Origin of the sequence: Rhodococcus sp. NPDC057014, from assembly GCF_042673295.1 — a bacterium.
Classification (GTDB): Bacteria; Actinomycetota; Actinomycetes; order Mycobacteriales; family Mycobacteriaceae; genus Rhodococcus_F.
The window spans coordinates 1-5,132 of record NZ_JBHUSF010000461.1; the positions used below are offsets into that span (position 1 = coordinate 1).

Genomic DNA, 5,132 nt, shown 5'->3' on the forward strand with positions numbered 1-5,132 from the left:
CACCCGAAGGTGCCGGCGGCTTCTGCGACGGTGCCGTCATATCGCCTCTCGGCAAGTGGTCGCTCTCGGCGACAATTTTAATGTGGTACCCGGGGTATGTCCGACACCGTCGACGGGTTCAACAGTACCGTCCTCGGAGATATTCCGCGCCCCCGGAACCACCCCGATTACGGACCAAGCGTCCGACTGTCCCGAACTGGGAGCGAAGCCATGGTCATCGTCGCAGGGCACATCACCGTCGAACCGGACCAGCGCGAGGCGTACCTCGCAGGCTGCGTGAGCGTCGTCGAACAGGCCCGCGGCGCGGCCGGCTGCCTCGACTTCGCCATCTCCGCCGACCTGATCGACCCCGGCCGCATCAACATCTTCGAGCGCTGGGGGTCGCAGGCGGCGGTCGACGCCTTCCGCAGCAGCGGCCCCAGCGACGAGCAGGGCGCGGCGATGCTCACGGCGTCGGTGGCCGAATACGACGTCGCCGACGAGCGGGCGTTGTTCGGCGAATGATCGCGATCCGGCAGTCGTCGCGGCGTAGACCTGGCACGATGGCGGGGTGACCGATTCCGATCGCGTCCTCGTCCTCGGCTCGGGGTTCGCCGGTGTGTGGGCCGCACTGGGAGCCGCGCGGCGGCTCGACGAACTCGGCGCAGCAGGCACCGTCGATGTCACGGTGATCAGCGCGAAGCCCTTCCACGACATCCGGGTCCGCAACTACGAGGCGGACCTGAGCGCGTGCCGCATCCCGCTGAGCGACCTGCTCGACCCCGTCGGCGTCGGGCACATCGCCGCCGAGGTGACGGCGATCGACACCGCGGCGCGCACCGTCACCGTCACCGTCTCGGGCGACGGGGCAGGGGGCACGCAGCGGTACGACCGCCTGGTCCTGGCGCTGGGCAGTCGAGTGGCGAAGCCCGACATTCCCGGCCTGCGGGAATTCGGCTTCGACGTGGACACGTACGACGGCGCGATGAAGCTTCAGCGCCACCTGGCCACGCTGTCCAACGGCCGAGCGGGCGTGGGCGCGGCGACCGCGGTGGTGGTCGGCGCCGGACTCACCGGCATCGAAACGGCATCCGAGTTGCCCGGAATGCTCGCGAAGGCCTGCCACGCCGAACCGCGGGTGGTGCTGATCGACCACAACCCCCACGTCGGTTCCGACATGGGGGACTCGGCTCGACCGGTGATCGAAGCGGGGTTGTCCGAGAACGGCGTCGAGACGATGACCGGTGTCGGCATCGCAGCCGTCGACGAGCACGGCGTGACACTCTCCACCGGCGAGGTGCTGGCCGCCGCGACCGTCGTCTGGTGTGCGGGCATGCGCGCGAACCCGCTGACCGCACAATTCGATGCCGAACGCGACCGGCTCGGCCGCCTGCCGGTCGACGACTATCTGCGCGTGATCGGCTCGCCCGGCGTGTTCGCCGCCGGTGACGTCGCCGCGGCGCGGGTGGACGAGGGCCACCTGTCGGTGATGTCGTGCCAGCACGGGCGCCCGATGGGCCGCTACGCGGGCTACAACGTCGTCGGCGATCTGCTCGGGGAGCCGATGTTGCCGCTCCGTATCCCCTGGTACGCCACGATTCTCGACCTCGGACCGGCCGGCGCGGTGTACACCGAGGGGTGGGATCGCCAGGTGGTGACGCGCGGCGCGCAGGCCAAAGCCACGAAGGTCACCATCAACACCGAGCGCATCTATCCCCCGTTGAACCGCGACCGCGACGCGCTGCTGGCCGCCGCGGCGCCGACTCTGCAGGCACGACCCGATCCCGGACAGTAGCCGCCGGGCCTTCCGAGGACATTCTCCGCAGTCGTCGCCGATCCACGCACCAGCTTCCTGAACAGCAGTTTTTCATTCGACAACCACTGTGTGGTGCCGCCCTACGCCCTCCGTGAGCCAACTAGGCCCTTGCATTGATGCCATCGTGGTGCCATAGTGGTGCCATGCACTTGATCTCGTATGCGAGACATCGCGACCGCACGGGCTGCTGAGCCGATCGAGGATGCGGTCGGTGCATCCGCTACATCACGTCCCCGACCTGCGGGACGTACACCCACCCACGACGAAGGGGACAACCATGCCCAATTTCGAGACACCCGAACCGATTTCCGTAACGCTCGGCCTCGGCGCCGGCAATGTGTGGATCACCGCGAGCGACCGGACCGACACCGTCGTCGACGTGCTTCCGAGCGACGAATCCGACGAGTCGGACGTCCGGGCCGCCCAGCAGGTCCGCGTCGACTACACGGACGGTGTTCTTCAGGTCACGGGACCGAAGGCGCGCGCCCTCGACTTCTCCCGCAAGACCAGGTCGGTGAACGTGTCCATCGAATTGCCCAGCGGTTCAAAGGTATCCAGTTCGCTACAGGTGGGAAACCTCAGCGGCACGGGCCGCCTCGGGGAGTGCACGATCAAGACCTCCGCCGGCAACGTCCGGCTCGAGCACACCGGTTCCCTGCGCGTGAACACCGCGGCCGGTGACGTCACCGCGGCCGGCGTCGCGGGCGACGCCGAGATCCGCACCGGCTCCGGGAAGATCCGCATCGGCGAGACCGCGGGCTCCGTGGTCGTGAAGAACTCCAACGGCGACACCACCATCGACGCCGTCACCGGGGACGTCCGGGTGCGCTCGGCGAACGGCGCCATCTCCGTCGACCGGGCAGGCGCGAGTGTCGAGGCGAAGACGGCCAACGGCAACATTCGCATCGCCGAGGTCGCCCACGGCTCGGTCGAGGTCGGGACCGCGATGGGCGATCTGGAGATCGGCATCGCCGAGGGTACCGCCGCACGGCTGGACGTGAAGTCCAAGTTCGGGCGGGTGCACAACGCGTTGGACGACATCACCCGGCCCGCCGCGTCCGACAGGACCGCCGAGGTGCGTGCGCACACCTCGTTCGGCGGCATCACGATCCACCGTTCCTGATCCATTTCCAGCCCCGGAGAGAGGGAAAACCCATGACCGTCAAGCACACTCACCCGGCATGCGAAGGACTTCCGATGAGCCGAGCCGTTCCCGTCCCGCACGGCCTCCCCATGGATCGCGACGCCGGCCCGTTCGATCCGCCCAGCGCAATCACCCGGCTGCGCGACGCGCGACCCGTCAGCCCCCTGATCTTCCCCGACGGTCACGAGGGCTGGCTCGTCACCGGCTACGACGCGGTCCGCCGGCTTCTGGCCGACACCCGGTTCAGCTCCCGCCCGGACATCGGCATCCTGCACGTGCCGTACGAGACGCCCGGCATGCCCGTCGCCACCGAGCCGTCCCCGCAGGTACCGGGGTTGTTCATCGCGATGGACCCGCCGGACCACACCCGGTTGCGTCGCAAGCTCACCGGTGCCTTCACCGTGCGACGCATGAAGCAGCTCGAGGAGCACATCGTCGACGTCGTGGAGCGGCAACTGGACGAGATGGAGCACCTGACCCAGCCGGTCGACCTGGTCAAGGAATTCGCACTGCCGGTGCCGTCACTGGTGATCTGCGAATTGCTCGGCGTCCCCTACGAGGACCGGGAGACCTTCCAGGTCAACACGGCCAAGTTCCTGATCAAGGACCAGGGGCTCGACGAGAAGATGGCCGCGTACGGCGCGCTGACGGCGTACCTGGCCGAACTGGTCGCGGTCAAACGCGCCGCGCCCGGCGAGGACATCCTGTCCGACCTGGCCCGCGACGACGACCTCACCGTCGAGGAGTTGATCGGCATCGCGTTCCTGCTGCTGCTCGCGGGCCACGAGACGACCGCCAACATGCTGGCGCTGGGCGCCTTCGCGCTCCTCGAGCACCCCGAGCAGCTGGCCGAACTCCGCGCCGATCCGGACCTGATGCCCGATGCCGTCGAGGAACTCATGCGCTACCTTGCCGTCGCCGACATCTTCTACCGCTACGCCACGGAGGACATCGAACTCGGCGGCGAAACGATCGGGCAGGGATCGACCGTCGTCGTCTCCTTGCTGGCCGCCAACCGCGACCCCCTGCGTTTCGACAACCCCGACACCTTGGACATCCACCGCAAAGCCCGCGGTCAGCTGTCCTTCGGCCACGGCGTCCACCTGTGCCTGGGCCAGCAACTGGCGCGCCTCGAGATGCGCGCCGGCTTCGCGGGACTGCTGCGCCGCTTCCCGAATCTCCAGCTCGCCGTCCCGGCGGGCGAGGTGAGGCTCAGGACCGACATGAACATCTATGGCGTGCATGAACTTCCGGTGCGCCTTCGGCCCGTGAGTACTTATTAACGTCGGGCGGTTAAGAAGTACTCACGGGCGGTACCGCGCCAGCGGCACTTCTTGCCGATACGGCAAGAAATCTCGCCGAAACCGCCGGTGCTGTTGCACTGTGTTGACATGGACGAAGCAGGCGAGGCCACCGAGGTCACGACGACATCAAGCGAGGCGGACGAATGGGATGCGCGCTACAGCGAGAGCGACCGCGTGTGGAGCGGAGAACCCAACGGCGCACTCGTCGACGAGATGACCGGCGCACGCCCGGGACGCGCCCTCGACGTCGGCTGCGGTGAAGGCGCCGACGCACTCTGGCTCGCCCGCCAGGGATGGGCCGTCACCGCGCTGGACGTTTCGCGCATCGCCCTCGACCGGGCCCGGGCCCACGGGGACAGTGAAGACGTGGACATCACCTGGGTGCTGAGCGGACTGCTCGATGCCGAGTTACCCGCCGGTGGTTTCGACCTGGTCTCAGCCCAGTACCCCGCCCTGCGCAGAACCGCCGACCGTGCCGCCGAACGCGCGCTGATCTCCGCCGTCGCACCGGGCGGCACCCTGCTGGTCGTGCACCACGACATCCGCGACGCAGCCGCGGCACGCGAGCACGGCTTCGAACCCGACGACTGGGTCACACCCGGTGACGTGGCAGCGCTACTCGATGACAGCTGGCACACCGACGTCAACGAAGTGCGGGAACGCTCGATCAGCGGTGGCGCGGGCGCACACCACACCCACGACGTGGTCCTGCGCGCCCACCGGCCACTGCACCACCGCAGCCCATCCACCAGGCATCGAACAGCCAACGGGCGCTCACACGAACGCACCCGCTAAGAGGGTGTCTCATGTGGGGAGTTTCTTGAAGCAGGTGAGTGCGGCGGCGAGGTGGAGGAAACCGGCGAAGTGTTCGCCGTGGCGCTCGTAGCGG

General features: G+C 68.3%; 5 protein-coding genes. All 5 read left to right on the top strand.

The features are described from left to right. Positions 1–210: 210 nt before the first annotated feature. Positions 211–504 (top strand): putative quinol monooxygenase, encoded by a 294-nt coding sequence (locus ACFTZB_RS42740; protein ID WP_378441567.1) that lies wholly within the window; start codon positions 211–213, stop codon positions 502–504. 46 nt (positions 505–550) lie between these two features. Beyond that, positions 551–1,774, top strand: coding sequence for an NAD(P)/FAD-dependent oxidoreductase (locus tag ACFTZB_RS42745; RefSeq protein WP_378441569.1), 1,224 nt, complete (start codon positions 551–553; stop codon positions 1,772–1,774). Positions 1,775–2,072: 298 nt separating this feature from the next. Then, positions 2,073–2,918, top strand: coding sequence for a DUF4097 domain-containing protein (locus tag ACFTZB_RS42750; RefSeq protein WP_378441571.1), 846 nt, complete (start codon positions 2,073–2,075; stop codon positions 2,916–2,918). 74 nt (positions 2,919–2,992) lie between these two features. Further along, positions 2,993–4,222, top strand: coding sequence for a cytochrome P450 (locus tag ACFTZB_RS42755; RefSeq protein ID WP_378441573.1), 1,230 nt, complete (start codon positions 2,993–2,995; stop codon positions 4,220–4,222). Positions 4,223–4,330: 108 nt separating this feature from the next. Then, positions 4,331–5,038 (top strand): class I SAM-dependent methyltransferase, encoded by a 708-nt coding sequence (locus ACFTZB_RS42760; RefSeq protein WP_378441575.1) that lies wholly within the window; start codon positions 4,331–4,333, stop codon positions 5,036–5,038. Positions 5,039–5,132: the final 94 nt, after the last annotated feature.